General features: G+C 46.6%; 1 protein-coding gene. It reads right to left on the bottom strand.

The features are described from left to right. Nucleotides 1-200: 200 nt before the first annotated feature. Nucleotides 201-1,784: a hypothetical protein gene (locus OU814_RS31235; RefSeq protein ID WP_268243319.1), complete on the bottom strand. Its 1,584-nt coding sequence runs from the start codon at nt 1,782-1,784 to the stop codon at nt 201-203. Nucleotides 1,785-2,359 lie beyond the last annotated feature (575 nt).

Genomic DNA, 2,359 nt, shown 5'->3' with positions numbered 1-2,359 from the left:
ATTTGAAACTTTCTTACGTTTCGGAAAGTTTTCTTGTTTCGTCTTGAAAATCTATTTCAAGACTTAAATGTTTAACGAGAGCTGATGCTCTTTCTGGCTTCCAAACTATGTTGTTGTCTAGGTTCATTGCGTCAACTTTCGTTTTCCGACGCTTTCCCACTATAGCATGATGATCAGGAAAGTTGTCAAGAAATTAGATCTCATGTCAGGGGTGGCAGTCCAAGCCGCTCTCTCGCTTCTTTAACTAGGATTGGATCACCAGATTCTAACCATCGTGTCAATTTAGCTTGATACTGTTCGCTAGCACGTTGTTGACGTTTAGTTTCGATCGAAACAACGGAGTGCCCTCGGCGTGCTTGCTCAAGTTTAGCTAAAATCTTTTGCTTTAAGGCTGGCGGGATCGAACTCCCCCCGCACCCCCCTATTCGATCGTTGAGTACTTCTGCTTGCTCTGGAGGAGCAGCAGAAGTATCTAAAAGCTTATTTAGGCTTAGGGTCTGTACGTCCTTATTTGATAAGGGTTCTGATGATTTTTCTGCAGGGACTTTTTCTGGCTGATCTTTAGGAGTGTGATCTAACTCGTTGGGATGCCAAAGGGATCGATATTTGTTCAGCGTTGTTGGACTGATGCCATAACGCTCGATCGCTTTTCGTCGTGCTGTAATAGCGCTAGGAAATTCGTTTTTAGCAATAAGATCCGCAACAGCTTCACGAATTCGCCGTTGTGCATCTTCGGCTTTGAGAGCATTTTGATTCGGGGGTTTGGACTGCGGACTAGAGTTACCCATAAGTTTCGCTTTCGTTCCACCGTAATGATATCGATGTTTTTCTACACACCGCGCCCAGTCTCGTACTCGGTTTTCAATCTCGTGCTGATGACGACAAAATTCTTTGTACCCAGGCAGTGACGTGACAACTTGAAGAATGGCGGCAACGAGAGATTCTCCTTCGAGGGGTTCTCCGCCTGAGAGCACATGACGGAAGATGAATTCGCGATCGGCGACTTTACTGAGAATCCAGTTGGTCTGTCCAGTTCCAGTCCAGCCGGGTTCAATTTCTGCGTCTAGGTCGTTGAGAAATTTCGCGGCGTTCTTTGTGATGGCACGTTCTTGTCGGTGGGCGGTTTTCCAAACTTGGTCGATGACTTCTGTGCTGATATCGTTGCGGGCTTGGGCAAATTGCCACTGCCGTACAAATTCGGCTTCTATCGTGAAGATTGGCTCAAAATCTGGGCCGAGGAGGTAAGAGCCGAGTTGGAGTGGAAGGCGGTGTCCTGCGTAAAGACTGAGTTTTTCTTGATAGGGACGGGCATTAGGAAAAAGTTCCAGATGTCCGGGTTTGACTTTGAACCCCGCATTTTGAGCGATCACTTGGACGACTCTGCCCATTTGGTAAGATTTTTGCTCGGCCGTAAAGGGAAAGTAGATGTGCAACCCGCCGCTGTGACTGGAAGTGACGGCAACATAAGAGACGAGACCAATCTGCTCCAATGCGCCAGTCAGTCGCTGAATCGCAAATGGATCGCGGCTGGGATGATACGCGCTATTTTTGTCGATGTCGATTAGAACGTAATTTGTCCTGGAACCAAAACGCACGCCATAGAGAAACGCTCCCTGTTGGAGGAGGCGATCGCTCAGGGGATGTTTGCTTTGAGTTTGCCACTGCGGGCGTTCTCCCGGTGCGGGGTGCTCTGCCCACAAATAATCGTATCGGTGCGGGAAGAGCGCATAGAAGTTGGATTCGGAATTCTGGGCGGGATTGAATTGAGAGGTAGAAAGTTTCATCATTACTCCTTCTGGGAGCCGAACCTTGGATGAAAATTCAACTTTCTTGTGTCATCTCTCGACTGATGCGATACAATCCTGTCAGATAGTATCATCTCTATCAGCGTTAAGCTGACTGTGAAAGTCGAGTCATCCTTCCGGGGCTTATAAAGTTTCTCAGGCTTACTTACCCTCTGGTTTCGGCTCGGCTTTTGCCGTTTTAAACCTTGTTTTCTCGACTATTTCAAAAAATAATCTGCATAGCATCATACAACTGATCCAGGAATTTACAAGGAAATCCTTACAGGGATTAGATCAGCTACATTTTTTGAGATCCAAATTTCTTAACAATTCTTGAATCTGCGGAAGCCCTTCAACTGTCACACCGAAGATCAGGATAGACTCTCGGACTAAAAATGGCATACATCGCTTTTTGGTTATATTTTGAGTCCCGCATTTCACCGTTAAAGAACTGTCACAACCTCAACGGCAACATCGGTGTTTTGAGCAGAACTTCTGCTCTAATCCGCAGAACTCCATCCCAAGAAAAGGATCGCAGCCTCTGTTTGATTTGCGTTGAGATCGCTTGTCTGCTG

This window comes from Leptolyngbya sp. GGD, from assembly GCF_026735145.1.
Lineage (GTDB): Bacteria > Cyanobacteriota > Cyanobacteriia > Leptolyngbyales > Leptolyngbyaceae > Leptolyngbya > Leptolyngbya boryana.
This window is presented reverse-complemented; position numbering and strand designations above follow the sequence as displayed.